We start from the raw sequence: 18,088 nt of genomic DNA on the forward strand, positions 1-18,088 counted from the left end.
GCGGCAGGCTTGGCTGAGTTTTCTCTGGGTTGCCCCGGAATGCCCTTGCTTTGCCTGTTGTGCTTGCTTGGCCCCGCCGTTCAAAAAACTGCCTGAACTGCGAAGGAGCGAGACTATAGCACAAGTTTTTGGGCTGTCATGCGCCGGAAGCAAAGACGCCTCCAATTTCTTGCTTAGAGACGGGAAGGTGGCCGCTGCCTATATATAGAGGCGTTGCGCAGCGTTCGTTCCTGGCCTTCCCGCCACCCTCGCCTGATCCTCTCTATATATAGAGAGATTGGGCACGGCTACCAACGCATGTAGTCCGTATGCCTCAAGCGCGCGAGGTCACGTTGCATGGTGGTTTCGTTGATGAGCCAGTGGGGCGCGCCCACGTCTTGCAGAATGTGCGGATCCATGTCGGCGGCGAGGTTACGCAGCTGGAATTCGGCGCGACGCTTGCAGTAAGCAGCCCACAAGTTGCGCAGCCAGCCGTTGGGGCGCTCTGCATGCTGCGGTTTGTTTGCGTTTTCGCTGCTCTGGCCGGGTGCACCGATGTTGGCGGAGGATGGCGCCAGTGCGGCTTGGGCAGGCTGGCGTTGCGGCCGGAAAGGGGGGGCCGGGGACGTGCAGATTTGGGCGGACATGGCGGGGCTCCTGGTTTTTGGACGTTTTGGTAAGCGTAGTCGCCCAGAACCGGGCTGAAAATCGAATTGTTTTTGGCGTATTGGTCAGCTAAGCTAACCAGACATTGTTTTCCGTGAATTCCTATGCGCTTGCCTTTAAACACCCTGCCCGCCTTTCGCGCCGTCGCCGAATTGCAAAACCTGCGTGCGGCGGCCGACAGGCTGCACTTGACGCATAGCGCGGTCAGCCAACAGATCAAAGGACTGGAAGAACAGTTGGGCTTTCCACTGTTTGAGCGCAGCGGGCGCGGCATCGTCTTGAACAGCGCCGGCGCAGCGCTGCTGTGCAGCGTGCAAAGCGCGCTGTCCGTACTGGATGAGGGCGTGATGGCTGCGGCCGCCGCAGCGACGGGCAGCGAACAGCGCTTGCGGGTGTCGGTGCTGCCTTCTTTTGCGCAGCGCTGGCTGTTGCCCCGCATGGCGCGCTGGCGGGTGCGCAACCCGGGCCTGTCGCTAGAGATCGAGACGTCCCAGCAAGTCGTGGATCTGGTTCGTGACGGCTTTCATGCCGCGCTGCGGTTTGGCCGCGGGCCTTGGGCGGGCGTGGAATCCGAGCCCCTGTTCGACATGCCGCTGCCGCTGATTGCGTTGGCGTCACCCGAAACGGCGGCGAAGCTGGAAGACAATTCCCCGGAGACCCTAGCCCGCCAGCCGTTGCTGGGCGAACGCGAAATGTGGCAGCACTGGTTCAATGCCGCCGGCCTGCGCACGCCCGTCACGCCGGTGGCCACCTTTAATGACGCAGGGATGATGCTGCAGGCGGCCGAACAGGGCCTGGGCATTACGCTAGGCCGCGAATTACTGGCCGCGGATGCGCTCTGCGCCGGGCGTCTGGTGCAGATCTCGCCCATGAGCGTGCAGTATGAACAGGCCCAGACCTACCATCTAGTCTATCCGCCAAGCTTGCGGGACTGGGCCCCGCTGGTCGCGTTGAAACAATGGTTGCGCGACGAACTGGAATTGTCCCGTTGCGCGCTTGTCACCACGCCGGCCGAGCCGGATGCCCCGCCTTTGGATGCAGGACGAAAAAAAAGGTAAAGCAGCTTCCGCTCCTTTACCCCTACCCAACACGGCGCCCGGCGGGGCACGCGCCGCAGACCAGGATACGCTTCGCTCGAATGGCCTGGCGGACGCCGCGGCGGCGGCAGTCAACGTTGCGTGCCGTCAGGCCGCCTTGCGTGCGGGCGACTTCGCCGGCTGCATCGAATCTGTTTCATTAAAGCGCTGGTGCCAGGCAAATGCCTCTTCCAGTAGATGAGGCGTTTGGCCGCCGCGTTGGCACGCGCGGTCGAAATAGTCTTGCAAGGCGTCACGGTAAGAGGGATGCACGCAATGCTGGATGATGGCGCGTGCGCGTTCGCGTGGCGCCAGGCCGCGCAAGTCGGCCAGACCGCATTCGGTCACCAGCACATCCACGTCGTGTTCCGTGTGGTCCACGTGGGACACCATCGGGACCACGCTCGAGATATCGCCGTTCTTGGCCATTGACTTGGATACGAAGATCGCAAGATGCGCGTTGCGCGCGAAGTCGCCCGAGCCGCCGATGCCATTCATCATGTGCGTACCGCCGACGTGGGTAGAGTTCACGTTTCCGTAGATATCGAACTCCAGCGCCGTGTTGATGCCGATAATGCCCAGCCGGCGGACGATTTCGGGGGCATTACTGATTTCTTGCGGGCGCAGCACGATGCGTTCGCGATAGTGCTCGATGTTGGCCAGGATCTTGTCGTAGACAGGCTTGGACACCGTGATGGACGAGGCCGACGCAAAGGCAAGCTTGCCTTGGTCCAGCAATTCGATGGCGCTGTCTTGCAGCACTTCGGAGTACATCGTCAGGTTTTGGAAATCCGACGACTCGAAGCCGTGCAAGACCGCATTCGCGATCGTCCCGATGCCGGCCTGCAGCGGCAACAGGGAATTCGTGAGCCGGCCTGCCTCGACTTCGCCCCGCAGGAACGTGTTGATATGGCTGGCGATGGCGTTGGTGTCGTCGTCGGGCGGCAAGGCGTTGGACGGGCTGTCGGGCTCATGCGTGATAACGATGGCGGCGATTTTGCCGGGGTCCACTTCGATGTAGGGCTGGCCGATGCGTTGGTCCACCGACACCAGGCCGATCGGCTGGCGTGCGGGACGGTCGGCAGGCACATAGACGTCGTGCAGGCCTTCGATGGCGGCAGGCACGCCCACATTCAATTCGATGATGATCTTATCGGCCTGTTGGGCGAACGACGCAGAGTTTCCCACCGACATCGTCGGCACGATCGCGCCTGATTCCGTGATGGCGGCCGCCTCGATGATGGCGACGTTGATTGGCCCGATATGACCCGCGCGCAGCTGCTCGACGGTTTCCGACAGGTGCTGGTCGATGAAGGCGATTTCGCCTTGGTTGATCTTGCGGCGCAACGTGGTGTCGACCTGGAATGGCATGCGGCGCGCCAGCGCGTTCGCCTGGGCCAACATCTTGTCGGTGTCGTGACCCAGCGAGGCGCCAGTGATCAGCGTGATCGACAGAGGCTCGCGCTCGGCCCGTGCCGCCAATGCGGCCGGCACGGACTTACAGTCCCCGGCGCGCGTGAAACCGCTCATTCCCACGGTCATGCCGTCCTGGACCAGCAATGCCGCCTGGTCGGCGGATGTGATCTTGGCGCGCAAGCCAGGGTGGCGGATACGGTCGAGGTGCATGAAGTCTCCAAATTTAAAGGCCAACGGCTTGCGGCCGGGCGCGGCGGGGCCGCCTATCAGCGCCCGGGCGCCGTCTTTCGCGGCGTTTCCCGATATCCCGGTGCGGCGCTTGGCCGCGTCCAGGACGAATTTTCCGCAGTATAGGAACCCGCGCTTAAATCTCGTAATGACTTAAAATCATCCAAATCAGTCGTTTTTTTCATTAATTGCCGCTTTGGGGCATAACGCGCCTAGGGAGCCTTGCGCCATGGACGTGCGTGCATTGCGTTATTTCGTTGAGACGGTGCGGCACGCCAGCTTCACGCAGGCGGCTAAAGCGCTGTTTGTCACGCAGTCGACCGTCAGCAAAATGATTCGCCAACTGGAAGAAGAGGCCGGCACGCCGCTGCTGATCCGCGACGGCCACACGGCGCGCCCCACGGACACCGGACGCGTGATGTACCAGCGCGGGCTCCAGGTGTTGGAAACAATGCGGCAGCTGTCCGAGGAACTGCGCCAGACCGCCGATCTGGATCGCGGCGCGCTGGAGGTCGGGATCCCGCCGATGATCAACCTGCTGTTCACGCCCGTCGTGAAACGCTTTCGGGAGCTGCACCCGGGCATTCATCTGACCCTGCGCGAGGGCACGGGCCAAGCCGTTGAAGGCCTGGTCGCGAACGGCGAACTGGAAGTGGGCGCGACGATCCTGCCCATCGCCCCCGACGGCGGCCTGGCCGCCCAGCCGTTCGGCAGCTACCCAATATGGGTGATCGGCCCCCCCGACGCGCCCTGGGCAGGCAAAACATCCCTGCCCTTGAGCGCCTTGCGAGACGCGCGGCTGCTGATTCCCACCGACGACTTCGCCATCACCCGGCGCCTGCGCCAGGCCTTTGCCGACGCGGGTTTTCAGCCCGGCATTGCCGCGCAAAGCGCGCATTGGGATTTTCTGGTGGCGATGGCGTCCGCCGGGCTGGGCGTCGCATTGCTGCCCGAACCGCTGATGCAACGCATGAAGACGCGTGGCCTGAGCACGGCAAAGCTGGCCAAGTCGGGCATGCAATGGGAGGTTGGGCATATCTGGCTGCAATCCGGCTACCTGTCCTTTGCCGCCCGAGCCTGGCTGGACGTGTGCAACGCCGTGCTGGGAAAGCCGAAAAAACCCGGTTTGCGGGGTGCGCCAGCCCGCCCGAGTTGATTCCAAACGTTGACCTCGTAAACGCGGATTGCCGGCCGGCAGGTCCACCGGCGCGCTCGATCGCCCGGCATCCGATCCGGCCCTGTTTCCGCCCCCCCGAGGATTGACCTAGGGACGTTCGAGTTTCTATCGATAAATAGGGGACGAGTTACTAGTTTTTGTTGCAACGGACCGGTCCGCGGCTTGTTATGCTGCCGCCTCGACGCGAGTGTCTCGCACAAGAATATGACCCAAATCCGCATCCCCTTGCTCTTAAGCATCCGGCGCCTTTATGCGCCTCAGATCGCCGCGCTTGTCGCGGCGTTGTTGTTGGCGCTCTGTCTGATGCCAGCTTTCGCGGCGCCGCCGCCTAATCCGGCGGAAACCGAGACGCTGCTGGCCGCGGCCCGCAAGCAGATCGACGATATCCGCAAGCGCGTGGCCGACGAGACCGACGACGCCACGCTGGTCAAGCAGCGCGGCGACGCGTTGGACATCCAATCAAAAGCCGATGCGGCCAGCGAAGCGCTGGCGCCCCAATTGACCAGCCTGACCGCAAGATTGAGCGAATTGGGCGCGCCCCCTGAAGGAGGCAAGGAAGCCCCCGACGTAGCGGCCCAGCGCACGCAACTGGAAAAAAGCAGCCGCGCGCTGGATGCGCAGATCAAGCTGGCCCGTTTGCTGTCCGTGGACGCCGGGCAGACCGCGGAACAGATCTCGGCGCAACGCCGCACGCAGTTCCAGGCACGCCTGGGCGAGCGCCGCGACTCGTTTCTGTCCAAGCAATTCTGGGTGGAATTCCACGAGGAATTTCCGCGTGACCTTGAGCGCCTGGAAGCCTTGCGCGACGACCTGTCCACCGCCATCCGGCAGACGCCAACATGGGGGTGGCTGCTGCTGGCCGCCGCGGCGGCGCTGACGATCGCGCTGCGCGTCTGGGTCGGCCGGCTGTTTCTACGCTTGACGGCGACACGCGTGCCGCCTGGCCGACTGCGGCGTTCTTTTCTGGCGGTGGCCCAACTGACGTTATCGGTCGCGACGCCGGGCCTGATCGCGCTATTGATCCACGCGGGCCTGGACTGGAATTCGCAGCTGTCCGACAACACGGGCGCCCTGCTGGCGACACTGGTTGCGACCGTCTGCTTCGGCGGCTACGTGTCGGGCCTGGGCAATGCGCTGCTATCGACGCATCGCCCGTCCTGGCGCCTGCCCCCCATCAGCGACGCGGTGGCGACGCGGCTGAATTGGCTGCCCAACCTGCTGGGCACGCTGGTCGTGATGATCTGGTTGGCCGAACGCCTGCCGGTGCTGCTGAACGCCAGCCTGACGACAACGATCACGCTGACCGGCATTGTCGCCGCGATCATCATGATCACGATGGCCATCGTGCTGGCCATCTGCCGCAGGTTGCGCCGCCAGAGCATCCTGGAGAACGACGCGCCCGCTCCGTTCTGGACGTCGCTTGTGCTGGGCACGGTGTGGGCGGTGCTGATTCTGGGCCTGGGCAGCTTGCTGGCGGGATATGTGGCGTTTGGCGCCTTCCTGACCAAGCAAGTGCTGTGGACGCTGATCGTGCTGGCTTCCGCCTATCTGGTGTCGACGCTGATCGAGGATGGCTTCAGCACGCTGCTGGGCACGTCGCACCGCGAAGGCGACCACGAGGGGCCCAGCCTTCGCGACCAGGCGGCCGTGCTGCTGTCCGGCATTGGCCGCGTGGCTGTCGGGTTGCTGGCGGTGATTCTTCTGCTGGCGCCTTTCGGCGAAGGGCCGGCCGATCTGGTGCAACGCTTTGACCAGTTGCGCAAGGGCCTGGCGATCGGCGAGGCGCAGATCCGCCCCGGGGCGGTGCTACAGGCGCTGATCGTGCTGGGCCTGTCGCTGCTGAGCGTGAAGATGCTCAAGCGCTGGCTGTCGAACCGCTACCTGCCGACCACGGAACTGGATCCGGGCATGCAGTTGTCGGCCGCGACCTTGTTCGGATACGCGGGGTTCGTGCTGGCCGTCGCCTTGTCGCTGTCGGCGGCCGGCATCGGCCTGGAACGCGTGGCGTGGATCGCCAGCGCATTGTCGGTGGGTATCGGTTTTGGCCTGCAAGCGGTGGTGCAGAACTTCGTGTCGGGCCTCATCCTGCTTGCCGAGCGCCCGGTCAAAGTGGGCGACTGGGTGTCGCTGGGCGGTGTCGAAGGCGACATCTTGCGCATCAATGTCCGCGCGACCGAAATCCAGATGGGGGATCGGTCCACGGTGATTGTGCCGAACTCGGAGTTCGTAACCAAGACCGTGCGTAACGTTACCCGGTCGAACCCCTTGGGCCTGGTGCAGATCAAGCTGCCCCTGCCGTTGTCGACGGACGCGGAGCAGGTGCGCGAATTGATCCTGCAAGCCTTTGCGGACCACGAGGACGTGCTGGAGACGCCCGCGCCCAACGTGTTCCTGGACGGCATCGAAGGCGGCCACCTGATCTTCAACGCGAAGGGCTATGTGTCGTCGCCGCGTGCCGCCTATGGCGTGCGCAGCGCGATGCTGTTCACGGTGCTCAAGCGCCTGAATGACGCGGGCCTGGAGGTTTCCTCGCCCCCGACGATGCTGCTGGCCTCGGCGCCCCAACCGGAGGCGGCGCCTGGCGCCGTTGCGCCGCCCGCCTCCACTTGAACGCCCTGCCGCCCCTGACGCCGGCTGGCGTCAGCCGGGTGAATACAGATCGGCGAACTGCTGGCGTTCGAGCCTGGGATTGCGCAAGGGCGGCGCCGCCAGCGCGGTGGTTTGAACGCCTTGCACGGGATACGCCTGCACGGCGGACGCCGCAGGCCTGGCCTGGCTTTGCACCGGCGCGGGCGGCACGACGGCGGTGGTCGTGGTCGGCGAAGTCTGCGCGACCGCCGTCGTATCGAAACGATGGTCGGCCGTGGTCAGCGCCGGATTGGTGCAGAGCCCTTGCGCCACCAAGGCCGCCTTGGTGCGGTCGTCGGTCTGGCACAGGATGTCGATGGCCGCGGTCTCCAATCGGCGTGAGCGGTCCGCGTCCTTGGTAGAGGCGGCTGCCTGCATTGTGCGTTCGAAGTTGCGCCGCAGGCTGCATTTCTGGTCTTCGATCGGTATGGCCACGTTCATGCCGAAGCCCACCACGGAGCCCCCGCCGCCTGCCGACACCATGCAACTGTCCGACGAGAACGAACCATAGAAGCTCTGGCCACCCACCGGCGGAACCGTCTTCACGGTGCTGGAACCGCTATTGTTGGAATTCAGCGTAATGCCCTGGTTATTGCCGGCATTGGTCGACCCGGATGACGCGGATGTCGTGGAACTGGAGGTACTGGTCTGCGCCGCGGCCGTGCACGCCGCCAGCGACAGGGAGATTGCAAGCACGATGGTTTTCATGATGTCCCCTCGACCGGACGGCCGAAGCCGTCCGGATAATTGGGTCAGTGGTTGAAGCCGGAAATGTGGCCCAACCCGCCGACACCGCCGATCGACCCGAACGCGCCGATATTGCCGGCAACGAATGTCCCCGTCGCCGACGCAGCCGTATCCGTCTTGCCGAACGACGCGCCGCCGTTGGCAATGCTGTCGCCAACCATGATGGGCGCGTTGCCCGTCACGTTGCCGTAGGATTCGCTGGTAGCGTATTGGCGCGTGCTGGTGACCACTTGGGTGCCGTCCCGGTTGAACGAGCCGCCGACTTGCGCGACGCCGCCCGTTTCACCGAACGAGGTCTGGCTGGAAGACCCATAGCCGTTGACCTGGGTTGCCACCACTGAACTGCCGGTGGAGACCGACGATGCCGTGCCATTGATCGTGCCGGCGTGGCCGGTGATCGACACGGAGGGCATGCCCGGCCCGCTGGCATAGGCCGATGCGGCAAACAAGGTCATGGCTGCGACTGTTGCGAGCTTTTTCATTTGAGCTCCTCCTGATCCGCGTCATGCGGATGCACAGGTGCCGGTGGCCGACCGGCGCGGACCGTTACGTCCCTCCCGCGTGCCCGCACGAAGACGAGTGGCGTGGGACTTTTGTATTGGTACGGAATGATTGCTCCGTCCTAGATATGTCGATATCGGTTAAACGGGTGACCGCGTCTTTGTGGAGGAGAGGCACCTGTCTATCGACGAGCAAAACAGACGAGCAAGCGGGCGTCTCGCCATGCGTATGGACGATGAAAATCTCGGCCGACGAATGCCTCGCGCAAGCGGGTTCAACTTTAAGGATGGGATGGCGCGCCGCGGGCTCGGACAAGCTGCCTAGCGCGCTCGCCGGTAGGCAAGCCGTTGATGGCCTTCAGGCTGACTGTTGGCCGGGACGGACCGGCGCAAAAGAGAAGAACTGTGCAACTTCCCAGCGGACCAGCCAGAGATCGCCGGCCACAAGCACCAGCAAGAGGCCGCATTGCGCCAGGTCCAGGTCGGACAGCATGTGATAACCGGCCAGCAGCGCCATGACGGCGATAACGGCGATGCCCACATACCACAACAGGCGAACGGCAATAAGACGAGTCAGTTTGACGGCTCGAAGATTCATCGGAACAGGCTGATATAAGAATTTTGAGCCATACTACTCCGGCCGGCCGGGCCTTACCCGGCCCCAAATTTTTCGGAGACACCGTCATGATCCAGGAGATTGCCAGCATTCATGTCCGCGAAGGGCAGGAAGCGCTGTTCGAGGCAGGCGTGGCACAGGCTAAACCGCTGTTTCTGCGCGCCCGCGGCTGCCACGGCATGGCGCTGCACCGTAGCATTGAACAACCGCAGCGCTATACGCTGGTAGTTGATTGGGAAACGGTAGAGAACCACATGGTGGATTTCCGCGAATCGCCTGATTTCCAGGAGTGGCGCCGGCTTGTCGCCGGCTTCTTCGTTGAGCCGCCCCAAGTCCACCACGAACAGAAAGTGATCTGACCTTCAGGCCGCGGCCAGCCGCGAGCTGGCCGCCAACGCCACGGCCACCGTCGTGCGCACGTCGGCCAACGCGCGGTGGGTTGGATCCGACGCGCCCACATGGCGCGCCAGTATCTCCAACTTGTGCGACGGCAGTTCGGGCCAAGCACGCCGCGCCAGCGCCAGCGTGCAATGCGTGGCGTTCGCGAACGGCAGCCCCGTCAGGTCGGCCGCGGCGCCCAGAAAGCGCCGATCGAACGAGGCATTGTGGAAGAACACGGGCAGGTCTTCCACAAATTCCAGGAAGGACGAAAACGCCTGCACCACCGGCACGCCATGGCGGTCGACTTCGGCCTGGGTGATACCGGTCAGCCGAGTGATGAAAGACGGCACGGGCGACCTGGTGCGCACCACTTGCGTGTATTCGCGCGCCAACGCGCCGGAAGCTTCGACCCGGACTGCCGCGAATTCCAGGATTTCGCACGTGGACGTAGACAGCCCGGTGGTTTCCAAGTCGGCCACGATGAAGGGGCCGCGCAACGCCTGCAGAGCCGAATCGAGCGCTGCCGCGGCCTGCGTCCGGCTGGCGGTGGCGCGCGACGCCCCGCCACTGGCACGCGGCCGCCGATTGAAGAACGTCACCGCGCTACTCCGCCGCGCGCAACGGCGCGAAACGCGGCGAACCGTCTGCCAACTGGCCAAAGAACAGTGTGGCGGGCCGCACCCACAAGCCGCGCTCGTGCGGCCAAAGATGTTCGTACACCACCATGGACTCTTCGGTCTCGGAATGGCGGGCGGTACCCACATACAGGTACAGGCCGCCCTTGTAGTGGCGGTGCGAGGCAAGGGCCAGGGCTTCAGATTCGGTCATGGACGGGTGCCGCAAATAGAGCGGCCCGGGCGGAGGCGATCCGGCCCAGGCCAGGGATTCAGACAATACCGTCTTTATAGCGCACTCGCGCGGGCGCCTGCCCGCGGCGGTCAGTAACGCACGTATTCCAGCACCGGTTTGGGGGGCAACGGCGTGTTCGCCGCGGGCCGCGCCCGCACGGCGGCAGCCACGGGCTTGACCAACCCGAACTGCCGGTCTGTCCGCGCAGCCTGCGCATCGGCGGCCGCTTGCGTGGCGCGCAGCGTGTGGGCGGCCTCCGCGGTCATCTGCGTAATGTCCTCGGTCACCTCCCCCAACTTTGCCGATTGCGCCAGCGACACGTTCACGACTTCCGCCATGATTTCGGTGACGCGGCGGGACGAGGCCACGATGTCTTCCATCGTGGCGCCGGCGGACTGCACCTGCCCGGCGCCGCTTTCGATTTGCTCGACGGATGTCGTGATCAATCCCTTGATCTCTTTGGCGGCAGCCGCGCTGTTCTGCGCCAGGCTGCGGACCTCGGCCGCGACCACCGCGAACCCCTTGCCGTGCGTGCCGGCCCGGGCGGCTTCCACGGCGGCGTTCAAGGCCAGAATGTTGGTCTGGAAAGCGATGCCGTCCATCACGCCGATGATCTCGGAGATGCGCCTTGAACTATCGGTGATGGCGCTCATCGTCTCCACGACGCCTTTCACCGTTTTGCCGCCCTGTTCCGCCACTTTGCAGGCGTCCAGCGCCAAGGCGTTGGCCTGGCTGGCTCGCTCGGCGTTTTCCGTCAGCCCTTGCACCGCCACCCGCAATGTTTGCGCGGCGGTGAACCGCCTGGTGATATCAGTGGCGTACTTCACGACTTTGAATGGCCGCCCTTCGGCATCGAAGATCGGGTTGTAGCTGGCTTCGATCCAGACCTGGCGCCCACCCTTGCCGATGCGAAGATACTGACCCGTGTCGTGTTGGCCGCTGCGCAACTTGCGCCAGAATTCCTGGTAGGCCGCCGTGCGCGCCTCTTCGGGCCGCACGAACATGCTGTGGTGCCGGCCTTCGACTTCAGACGCTTGATAACCCACGGCATTCAAGAACAGATCGTTAGCGCGGAGGATCGTGCCGTCGAGTTCGAATTCGATAATCGCCTGCACCTTGGAAATGGCCGCCAACTGGCCTTCCGTGTCCGCCTGACGTTGCTGCTGGTCGGTGATGTCGGTGGCGTACTTGACCACTTTGATCGGCCGGCCGCGTTTATCGAAGATGGGGTTATACGAGGCTTGAAGCCAGACGTCCCGTCCGTCGCGACGAACGCGGCGATAACGGCCTGCGTCGTGAGCCCCCTGGCCGAGTTTCCGCCAGAACGCCTGATATTCCGCGGACTCGCGTTCATCGGGATCGATGAACAGGCGGTGGTGCTGCCCCAGCACTTCATCAAGGGAATAGCCCATGGTGTCCAGAAAATTCTGGTTGGCCATCAGGACATGGCCTTCCAGATCGAATTCAATAACGGCTTGGGCCTTATGGATGGCCGAGATCTGGCCGTATAAATCCGCCTTTTGCATGCCGCGTTCTCCGCGGAACAGACGACTGAGGGTGATCCATTGCATGATGGCGTCTCCTGCTAAGAGATGGGACAGTGCTTCCGAAAAACGGTCGACAAGCGGAATCTCTGAATCAGAACTGCTTGGCGCGTCCCTAACTCGGCTGTGCATGCCGCGCCGCATGCATTTGCTACCTGGTGGTCCGTCGCACAGCAGTAACGGCAGGTCGGTAAGAAACATAAGAACACAAGAGTGTATCTAGTCGAAATTATTTAATCCTAAAAATGAGCGCCTCTCAACCAATTACTGGCGGTATTACAAAAAAAGTTCTGCTGCATAACTATTCGCCGAGTCCCGAATACCCAGCGGGCTCGTATCGATACCGCGCTCAGGGTTAATACGGATTCCGTCGCCGAATTTCGAAGTGGTTTAACCGGGTTATCGCCGCCAACGATGTAGCTGGCCCCATTATTAATGGAGCCAGATAAAAATACAGACGGATCACACGCCATATTGACGCGCGCTGAAGATTCCGGCGAACGCGTTAGTCCGCAAGCACGAATCAGGCGGCGTCGAGCTCACGATACTGGCGGAAAATGCACTCGCCGAAAGGCAGCCGCCTGCCGCTATCGAAGTAAGCCTGCAATTCGGGCAGCGCCGCCACGCGCGCGTGCAAGGCCATCACGTTCGGATAATCCGAAGCCACCGTGCCCATGCGTTTGGGAAACGCGTAGAGCAGGCCGTCGACCAGATGGAACAACGACAAATCGACGTAGGTCCAGCGCTTGCCGCCGGCCAACCAGGCCGCAGGTCCGGCAAGCGCGCGTTCAAAGTAGGCCAGAAATTTCGGTATGCGTTCTTCTCGGAAGCCGCGCGCGCGGCGCGCTGCCTCTTCCTTCTGGTCTTCGTAGTAATCGTTGGCGGAAATAGGGTGATGCGTATCGTGCGCCTCGGTCACCATGTCGGCGATGGTTAACTGCAGCTGATTCACCCATAGCCGGCCTTCCAGCGATTCTGGGGCCAGCCCGTGCTTTTCACCCAGGAACAGCAGGATATTGGCCGTCTGGCCCAGCGTCATGCCATCGGCCACCAAATAAGGCGGCGCAAATGGCGGATGCTTGCGTGGCGCCTGCATGTCTTCGATCAACGCGTTTTCCGAAGCGCCGGGTTCGCGCACGCGTTCGCGATACGGAATGCCCCCCGCTTCCAGTGCCAGGCGCACGAACTCGCCGCGCCCGGGAATACCGTCCCAATACCAAAGGTCATAAGTCATGCCGTCTCCTTGGTTTAAGCGAAGGCTAGGCAGGAAATACGCTGATGCCGCCCTCTTGCCCGGTCGACTGCGCGCCACGGGCCTGTTGATACTGGCGCGGGGATAATCCGAAGTGCGCCCTGAAATCGCGCGAGAAATGCGCGCCATCCGCAAAACCGCAGTCCAACGCAATCTGCGTGATGCTGCAAGGATTATTCAGCAACAACCAGCTTCCGTACTCCAGCCGCAATTGCCGCTGGAACGCCATGGGCGACATGCCCGTGGCAAGGCGGAACGCGCGCTCCAGTTGCCGCCGGCCCACACCGACATAGCGCGCGATGGCGTCCAGCGGCGGCGGGTTGTCGATGCGCTGTTCGATGAAGTGGGCAGCCTGCCGCACGCGCAGATCCTGAATGCCGGACAGGTCGGTGCGGAAATGCGCCTGCGGAACCCGGCCCGGGCGCACGCCTTGCAGCATCATGTGCCGCATCGCCTGCTGCGCCTTGTCGCGCCCGCAATGACGGGCTACCAAATACAGGCCCAGGTCGATCGCCGCGGTGGATCCGGCGCAGGAGATCAGGTCGCCTTCATCCACGAACAGGCGGTCCACCACCGCGCGGGTCTGCGGAAAACGCTCGCGGAACGCATCCAGCACATTCCAATGCACGCAGACCGTGCGCGGCCCGATCACGTCGGCCTGCGCCAGGGCGAACGTGCCCGTGCAGATGCCCAGCAGCCGCACCCGCAGCGCCGCCGCCAGCCGCAGCCAGTCACGCAGCGGCTCCGGCATGCGGCCATTGATGTAGTCGTTGCCCCCGCAGACGGCCACGTAGTCGAACTGCGCGGGATCGTCGGGCAGGCTGTCGGCCACGTCGATGGTCAGGCCCGCGCTGGAGCACCGCGGCTTGCCGTCCCAGCTCATGACGCGCCATGCCGTATGGATTTGCCGGCTGCGTCCGCCATGGTCGCCCGCCAGCCGCAACACGTCGACCAAGCCGGCGAAAGCAGCCAGCGTGAATTGGTCCATCAGCACGATGCCGATAGTGAGCGCGGGTTTCCCCTGAGGCAGGGCCTGTTCGGCGTCCTCATAGGGGAAAGGTCGGGAAGCAGCGGTTTCGACGATTGTCATGTCGCAATTATTCAAGTTTTTGTCCCACGCCTTCAAGCTGGTTTTCCCTGGGATCGCCCAAGATGCAGGCATGGTGACGTCATGGCTCCGCGTTGGAACGCCCGGTTCCCCGAGCAGCCGAGACAAGCCGATAAATCGACAAGGGGAATCCGACATGGCAACACTTACCCGCAGCACTTTGCGCGCCGCCTTGCTGGGCGCCGGCCTGATGCTGGCCACGCAGGCGATGGCGCAGCAACAGAAGATCACCGTCGCCTGGTACGGCGGCAATTGGGGCGACGCGTTCCGCGCTTGCGTCGCCGACCCCTACACCAAGGCCACGGGCGTGACGGTCGTGCCGGAAGTCGGTACGTCGACCACCACCTTGGCCAAGCTGCAGCAGCAGAAAAACGCGCCCACGATCGACGTCGCCTGGATGGACGGCGGCATCAGCGAACTGGCCGCCCAGGCCGGCGTGCTGGACACGCTGGACCCCGCCGCCATCCCGAATCTGAAGAACGTCATTGACCAGGGCGTGTACCGCAATGGCGACGCCGCCTACGCCGTCAGCACCGGTTACTACTCGCTTGGCATCACCTACAACACGAAGGAAGTGCCGCAGGCGCCCACCAGCTGGAAAGACCTGTGGAAGCCCGAGTATGCCGGCGCGGTCGCGGTGCCATCGCCCGCGAATTCCTCCGGCGTGCCGTTCGTGTTCTTCCTGGCGCGTGTCTGGGCAATCGACCCGTCCAATCTGGCTCCGCTGTATGCCAAGTTGGCCACGTTGGACACCGCCCTATTCTTCGACAGCTCGGGCGCCGCCAGCAATGCCTACCAAAGCGGCGAGGCCATCATCGGCGCACACTTCAACGTCGGCGCGTGGGACTTGATCGATAAGGGCCTGCCGATCGGTTTCGCGGTGCCCAAGGAAGGGGCATGGGCCACGGACGCCCGGCTGCACCTGGTCAAAGGCGCGCCCAATGCGGCAGCGGCCAAGAAATTCATCGACACCGCGCTCACACCGGACGCCGCGGCTTGCCTGGCCACACGCCTGTATCTGGGGCCAGCCGTCAAGGACGTGCAGGTGCCCAAGGACGTGGCCCGCAAACTGCCGTGGGGCGCCGAGGGCTCGGTGAAAAACCTGAGCCTGTTCGACTGGAACCTCATCAACAGCCGCCGCGCCGAAGTGACGGACGCCTGGAACCGCCAGGTCGCCCGCAAGCGCTAGGCAGGGTTAGACATGTCCACTTTGCTCACCATCGAAGGCGTGTCGATGCGGTTTGGCGCCTATCGGGCGCTGGACCAGATCGACCTGGACATCCAGCAGGGGGAATTCGTGGCCCTGCTGGGGCCCAGCGGCTGCGGCAAGACCACCTTGCTGCGCTCGATCGCCGGTTTCCTGAAGCCCGAAACGGGCCGCATCCTGATCGACGGCCAGGACATCAGCCGCCTGGCCGCGCACCATCGCCCCCTGAACACGGTGTTCCAGAACTATGCGCTGTTCCCGCATATGACTGTTTCCCAGAACGTGGCGTATGGCCCGCGGCGCCAAGGCGCGTCGAAAGCCGACGCGGCCGAACGCGCCCGCGCGGCGCTGGACATGGTCGGATTGGCGGAGTTCGGGCCGCGCTACCCCCGTGAAATGTCGGGCGGCCAGCAACAGCGGGTGGCGCTGGCGCGCGCCATCGTCAACCGGCCCAAGCTGCTGCTGCTGGACGAGCCGCTATCCGCGCTGGATCTGAAGCTGCGAAAACGCATGCAGCTGGAACTCAAGCACCTGCAAGCCAAACTGGGTATCGCCTTCATCTTCGTCACGCACGATCAGGAAGAGGCCATGACCATGGCCGACCGCGTCGTCGTCATGCACGCGGGGCGCATCGAACAGGTCGGCGCCGGCACGGACATCTACCGGCAACCCGCCACGCGCTTTGTCGCGGAGTTCATCGGCGATGCCAATTTCATATCGTTCACGGCCTTGGATGGCGGCTTGCTGCAGTTAGACACGCAAGGCCTGCGCGTGCCGTTCGGCCAGCCCGCGCCTGCACGCGGCGTGGCGGTGCTGCGCCCGGAAGACCTTCGGCTTCGTGGCGAAGCGGCGGCCAATACCTGGACCGGCGCGGTCACTGACGTCATCAACGTGGGCAGCCACAGCATGATCCACGTCGACCTGGGCGGGCAGACGATCGTGGCGCGCCACGGCGGCATCGCGCCCACCGGGCTGCGGCCTGGCGCGACGGTGCATCTGGCGTTTGCGCCGGAACACCTGCACCTGATCGGTGAGCAGCCATGAACGGGCGCGCCTGGCTCTCTCCCGGCCTGCTGCTGGCCGCGCCCGTGCTGTTTTTCGCGGCCTTCTTCCTGGCGCCGCTAGCGGTAGTGGCGTTGGCCAGTATCACGGGCGGGCCGGACGGCATGACGCTGACGTTGCAGCAGTATTTGCGTGTGCTGGCCGATCAGTACCACTGGGACGTGATTCTGGTGACCTTCCGGCTGGCCTTCTTCACCACGGTCGTTTGCGTGATCCTGGGCTATCCGCTGGCCTGGTATCTGGTGCGAGTGGTGCGCTGGCAGGCTTGGCGGCGCTTCTGCGTGATCTTGCTGGTGGTGCCGCTGTTCACCAGCAACATCGTGCGCGCTTTCGGCTGGATGGTACTGCTGGGCCGCAACGGGCTGGTCAATCAGGCGCTGGTGGGTGCGGGCGCGGCCGACCGTCCCGTGCGTTTCATTGGCACCGAGCTGGGCATCCTGATCGGCATGGTCTATGTGCTGCTGCCCTTCGTGGTGCTGGCCGTGGGCAATGCGCTGGCCCGGGTGGATCCGGCCTGCGAGCAGGCCTCCGCCGACCTGGGCGCCAGCCCCGCCTCGACGTTCTTCCATATCACCTGGCCGTTGACATTGCCCGGCGTGGTCTCTGGCGCCATCATCGTCTTCACCCTGGCGGTCAGCGCCTATGTGACGCCCGCGCTGCTGTCGGGCGGCCGGATTTCGGTGCTGTCCATGCTGATCTTCCAGCAATACAGCTCGGTATTCGACTTCCATTACGGCGGCGCGCTGAGCATGGTGCTGTTGGTCTTCACCTTGATCCTGGTTGCGCTGGCAAACCGCGCCGCCGTCCTGCCCGGAGCCGCCCGATGATCGCCCGCCCCCTGATCCGCCTGATCGCGCTGGCCGTGCTGGCGTACCTGGCCCTGCCGCTCGTGGTGATCCTCGGGTCGTCGTTCACGGCCACGCCCTACCTGGCGTTTCCGCCGCACGGCTGGACGCTGGAGTGGTACCGCACGCTGCTGGTCGAAGCCGGCTACGTGGCGGCATTCACGACCAGCACCGTGCTGGCGCTGGCGGCGACCCTTGCCGCGGTGGTGCTGACCGTGCCAGCCGCGCTGGCGATCGCGCGCTACGAATTCCCGGGCAAGGCCGCGCTGACGTCAGTGCTGATGTCGCCGCTGGTGTTGCCGCACATCGTGCTGGGCGCGGCGCTATTGCAGTACGGCGCGTACTTTGGGCTGACGCGCAGCTTTCTGTCGCTCTTGATCGGGCACATCGTCATCATCGCGCCGTTCGTGCTGCGGTCCACGCTGACGCTTCTGACGCCAGAACAACGCGCGCTGGAAGAAGCGTCGGCGGACTTGGGCGCGAATCCCTGGACCACGTTCTTCCTTATCGTGCTGCCGCAGATCCGGCCGGGCATCGTGACCGGTTCAATCTTTGCGTTCATCTCGTCCTGGATCAACGTGGAACTTTCCATCTTCAACACCACGGCGGATCTCAACACCATCCCCGTCAAGCTTTTCAACTATGTGCAGTACACGATCGATCCGACCATCGCAGCCGTATCGGGCGCCACGATTGTGGTTGCGGTGATCGCCATCGTCATCCTTGATTTGACCGTTGGGCTGGACATGCTGTCCGAACGCGGCAAATAGTTTCTCGACTCCCGGTTTTTCCCCTCATCCTACTTTT

The 18,088-nt window shown here is 63.9% G+C and carries 18 protein-coding genes; 8 read left to right on the plus strand and 10 right to left on the minus strand.

Annotated elements, in window-relative coordinates; all coding sequences use genetic code 11:
* Positions 1-287: 287 nt before the first annotated feature.
* Entirely contained in the window at positions 288-626 is a 339-nt protein-coding gene (locus ACI0FO_RS24290) for a hypothetical protein (RefSeq protein WP_416030940.1), read from the minus strand.
* A 123-nt stretch (positions 627-749) separates the two neighbouring features.
* Here ACI0FO_RS24290 and ACI0FO_RS24295 point away from each other — a divergent pair, with 123 nt between their 5' ends.
* Positions 750-1,703 (plus strand): LysR substrate-binding domain-containing protein, encoded by a 954-nt coding sequence (locus ACI0FO_RS24295; RefSeq protein ID WP_416030942.1) that lies wholly within the window; start codon positions 750-752, stop codon positions 1,701-1,703.
* Positions 1,704-1,829: 126 nt separating this feature from the next.
* On the opposite strand, the gene ACI0FO_RS24300 is transcribed toward ACI0FO_RS24295, so the two are convergent.
* Complete coding sequence (locus tag ACI0FO_RS24300) at positions 1,830-3,347, minus strand: acetyl-CoA hydrolase/transferase family protein (RefSeq protein ID WP_416030944.1); 1,518 nt, start codon at positions 3,345-3,347, stop codon at positions 1,830-1,832.
* Positions 3,348-3,594: 247 nt separating this feature from the next.
* Between ACI0FO_RS24300 and ACI0FO_RS24305 the strand changes: the two genes are divergently transcribed.
* Both ACI0FO_RS24305 and ACI0FO_RS24310 read left to right on the plus strand, forming a co-directional pair.
* Positions 3,595-4,521, plus strand: a complete 927-nt coding sequence (locus ACI0FO_RS24305) for a LysR family transcriptional regulator (protein ID WP_416030946.1) — start codon at positions 3,595-3,597, stop codon at positions 4,519-4,521.
* A 225-nt stretch (positions 4,522-4,746) separates the two neighbouring features.
* Positions 4,747-7,152 carry a DUF3772 domain-containing protein gene (locus ACI0FO_RS24310; RefSeq protein ID WP_416030948.1) on the plus strand — a complete coding sequence of 802 codons (2,406 nt, stop codon included), beginning with the start codon at positions 4,747-4,749 and terminating at the stop codon, positions 7,150-7,152.
* Positions 7,153-7,182: 30 nt separating this feature from the next.
* Here ACI0FO_RS24310 and ACI0FO_RS24315 read toward each other — a convergent pair whose 3' ends face one another.
* From ACI0FO_RS24315 to ACI0FO_RS24325, 3 genes are all read right to left on the minus strand, one after another.
* Positions 7,183-7,878 (minus strand): hypothetical protein, encoded by a 696-nt coding sequence (locus tag ACI0FO_RS24315; RefSeq protein WP_416030950.1) that lies wholly within the window; start codon positions 7,876-7,878, stop codon positions 7,183-7,185.
* Positions 7,879-7,922: 44 nt separating this feature from the next.
* Complete coding sequence (locus ACI0FO_RS24320; protein WP_416030951.1) at positions 7,923-8,399, minus strand: hypothetical protein; 477 nt, start codon at positions 8,397-8,399, stop codon at positions 7,923-7,925.
* A gap of 376 nt (positions 8,400-8,775) precedes the next feature.
* Entirely contained in the window at positions 8,776-9,015 is a 240-nt protein-coding gene (locus tag ACI0FO_RS24325) for a hypothetical protein (RefSeq protein ID WP_416030953.1), read from the minus strand.
* A gap of 86 nt (positions 9,016-9,101) precedes the next feature.
* On the opposite strand from ACI0FO_RS24325, the gene ACI0FO_RS24330 reads away from it, so the two are divergent.
* Positions 9,102-9,392, plus strand: a complete 291-nt coding sequence (locus ACI0FO_RS24330; RefSeq protein WP_310030740.1) for an antibiotic biosynthesis monooxygenase family protein — start codon at positions 9,102-9,104, stop codon at positions 9,390-9,392.
* A 3-nt stretch (positions 9,393-9,395) separates the two neighbouring features.
* On the opposite strand, the gene ACI0FO_RS24335 is transcribed toward ACI0FO_RS24330, so the two are convergent.
* From ACI0FO_RS24335 to ACI0FO_RS24355, 5 genes are all read right to left on the minus strand, one after another.
* Positions 9,396-10,013, minus strand: a complete 618-nt coding sequence (locus ACI0FO_RS24335; protein WP_416030955.1) for a PolC-type DNA polymerase III — start codon at positions 10,011-10,013, stop codon at positions 9,396-9,398.
* A 4-nt stretch (positions 10,014-10,017) separates the two neighbouring features.
* Positions 10,018-10,242, minus strand: coding sequence for a DUF1653 domain-containing protein (locus tag ACI0FO_RS24340; protein ID WP_105557983.1), 225 nt, complete (start codon positions 10,240-10,242; stop codon positions 10,018-10,020).
* A 110-nt stretch (positions 10,243-10,352) separates the two neighbouring features.
* Entirely contained in the window at positions 10,353-11,834 is a 1,482-nt protein-coding gene (locus ACI0FO_RS24345; RefSeq protein WP_416030958.1) for a methyl-accepting chemotaxis protein, read from the minus strand.
* A 496-nt stretch (positions 11,835-12,330) separates the two neighbouring features.
* Positions 12,331-13,041, minus strand: coding sequence for a glutathione S-transferase (locus ACI0FO_RS24350; protein ID WP_416030960.1), 711 nt, complete (start codon positions 13,039-13,041; stop codon positions 12,331-12,333).
* Positions 13,042-13,066: 25 nt separating this feature from the next.
* Positions 13,067-14,149: a GlxA family transcriptional regulator gene (locus ACI0FO_RS24355; protein WP_416030962.1), complete on the minus strand. Its 1,083-nt coding sequence runs from the start codon at positions 14,147-14,149 to the stop codon at positions 13,067-13,069.
* 154 nt (positions 14,150-14,303) lie between these two features.
* On the opposite strand from ACI0FO_RS24355, the gene ACI0FO_RS24360 reads away from it, so the two are divergent.
* Genes ACI0FO_RS24360 through ACI0FO_RS24375 form a run of 4 tightly spaced genes read left to right on the plus strand, consistent with a single transcriptional unit; the run spans position 14,304 to position 18,051 of the window.
* A complete protein-coding gene (locus ACI0FO_RS24360) occupies positions 14,304-15,356 on the plus strand; it encodes an ABC transporter substrate-binding protein (protein ID WP_416030964.1) in 1,053 nt (350 codons plus the stop codon).
* A 12-nt stretch (positions 15,357-15,368) separates the two neighbouring features.
* Entirely contained in the window at positions 15,369-16,418 is a 1,050-nt protein-coding gene (locus tag ACI0FO_RS24365; protein WP_416030966.1) for an ABC transporter ATP-binding protein, read from the plus strand.
* Positions 16,415-17,263, plus strand: coding sequence for an ABC transporter permease (locus tag ACI0FO_RS24370; protein ID WP_416030968.1), 849 nt, complete (start codon positions 16,415-16,417; stop codon positions 17,261-17,263). The genes ACI0FO_RS24365 and ACI0FO_RS24370 overlap by 4 nt, the downstream gene beginning before the upstream one ends.
* The gene (locus ACI0FO_RS24375; RefSeq protein ID WP_416030970.1) at positions 17,260-18,051 is read left to right on the plus strand and encodes an ABC transporter permease; all 792 of its coding nucleotides are present in this window, start codon (positions 17,260-17,262) and stop codon (positions 18,049-18,051) included. Before ACI0FO_RS24370 ends, ACI0FO_RS24375 begins: the two co-directional genes overlap by 4 nt.
* Positions 18,052-18,088: the final 37 nt, after the last annotated feature.

It is taken from the genome of Achromobacter marplatensis (assembly GCF_049060505.1).
Classification (GTDB): Bacteria; Pseudomonadota; Gammaproteobacteria; order Burkholderiales; family Burkholderiaceae_B; genus Achromobacter; species Achromobacter marplatensis_A.

Coding starts and splice junctions, on each gene's coding strand:
- ACI0FO_RS24365 (WP_416030966.1), top strand. CDS start 15,369: ATGTCCACTTTGCTCACCATCGAAGGCGTGTCGATGCGGTTTGGCGCC.
- ACI0FO_RS24330 (WP_310030740.1), top strand. CDS start 9,102: ATGATCCAGGAGATTGCCAGCATTCATGTCCGCGAAGGGCAGGAAGCG.
- ACI0FO_RS24340 (WP_105557983.1), bottom strand. CDS start 10,242: ATGACCGAATCTGAAGCCCTGGCCCTTGCCTCGCACCGCCACTACAAG.
- ACI0FO_RS24370 (WP_416030968.1), top strand. CDS start 16,415: ATGAACGGGCGCGCCTGGCTCTCTCCCGGCCTGCTGCTGGCCGCGCCC.
- ACI0FO_RS24325 (WP_416030953.1), bottom strand. CDS start 9,015: ATGAATCTTCGAGCCGTCAAACTGACTCGTCTTATTGCCGTTCGCCTG.
- ACI0FO_RS24300 (WP_416030944.1), bottom strand. CDS start 3,347: ATGCACCTCGACCGTATCCGCCACCCTGGCTTGCGCGCCAAGATCACA.
- ACI0FO_RS24295 (WP_416030942.1), top strand. CDS start 750: ATGCGCTTGCCTTTAAACACCCTGCCCGCCTTTCGCGCCGTCGCCGAA.
- ACI0FO_RS24355 (WP_416030962.1), bottom strand. CDS start 14,149: ATGACAATCGTCGAAACCGCTGCTTCCCGACCTTTCCCCTATGAGGAC.
- ACI0FO_RS24360 (WP_416030964.1), top strand. CDS start 14,304: ATGGCAACACTTACCCGCAGCACTTTGCGCGCCGCCTTGCTGGGCGCC.
- ACI0FO_RS24290 (WP_416030940.1), bottom strand. CDS start 626: ATGTCCGCCCAAATCTGCACGTCCCCGGCCCCCCCTTTCCGGCCGCAA.
- ACI0FO_RS24350 (WP_416030960.1), bottom strand. CDS start 13,041: ATGACTTATGACCTTTGGTATTGGGACGGTATTCCCGGGCGCGGCGAG.
- ACI0FO_RS24305 (WP_416030946.1), top strand. CDS start 3,595: ATGGACGTGCGTGCATTGCGTTATTTCGTTGAGACGGTGCGGCACGCC.
- ACI0FO_RS24315 (WP_416030950.1), bottom strand. CDS start 7,878: ATGAAAACCATCGTGCTTGCAATCTCCCTGTCGCTGGCGGCGTGCACG.
- ACI0FO_RS24320 (WP_416030951.1), bottom strand. CDS start 8,399: ATGAAAAAGCTCGCAACAGTCGCAGCCATGACCTTGTTTGCCGCATCG.
- ACI0FO_RS24345 (WP_416030958.1), bottom strand. CDS start 11,834: ATGCAATGGATCACCCTCAGTCGTCTGTTCCGCGGAGAACGCGGCATG.
- ACI0FO_RS24375 (WP_416030970.1), top strand. CDS start 17,260: ATGATCGCCCGCCCCCTGATCCGCCTGATCGCGCTGGCCGTGCTGGCG.
- ACI0FO_RS24310 (WP_416030948.1), top strand. CDS start 4,747: ATGACCCAAATCCGCATCCCCTTGCTCTTAAGCATCCGGCGCCTTTAT.